The sequence below is a fragment of the Actinomadura sp. WAC 06369 genome, from assembly GCF_003947565.1.
In the GTDB taxonomy this organism is placed as follows: domain Bacteria; phylum Actinomycetota; class Actinomycetes; order Streptosporangiales; family Streptosporangiaceae; genus Spirillospora; species Spirillospora rifamycini.
This window is the reverse complement of the sequence record NZ_QHJN01000441.1, coordinates 1-361: the sequence shown is the minus strand read 5'-3', so window position 1 is coordinate 361 and position 361 is coordinate 1. Positions and strand designations below refer to the sequence as shown.

Below are 361 nucleotides of genomic sequence, written 5' to 3'. Positions count from 1 at the left end.
GTCCGCCGACCAGGGTTCCGGGGTGGCCGGCGGGGCGGGCGCCTGCCACGGCTCGGACGGCGGCTCCTGCCGGCGCTCGGGCCCGGTCGCGACCGGGATGTCGGTGCCGGGCGACCAGTGCAGCGTCGCCTGGTCGTCGACCTTCGGGCGGGGCTTCTCCTGCTCCTCCGCGCCCGGGTTCGGGACGATCAGCGTCCGATCGGCGGCCGGCTCCTGCCGGGCGGGCGGCTGGGAGTCCGCCGACCAGGGTTCCGGGGTGGCCGGCGGGGCGGGCGCCTGCCACGGCTCGGACGGCGGCTCCTGCCGGCGCTCGGGCCCGGTCGCGACCGGGATGTCGGTGCCGGGCGACCAGTGCAGCGTC

1 pseudogene is annotated in these 361 nt (G+C 79.8%); it reads right to left on the bottom strand.

Annotated elements, in window-relative coordinates:
- Nucleotides 1-361: pseudogene (locus DMH08_RS40750) on the bottom strand (hypothetical protein); the annotation flags it as partial.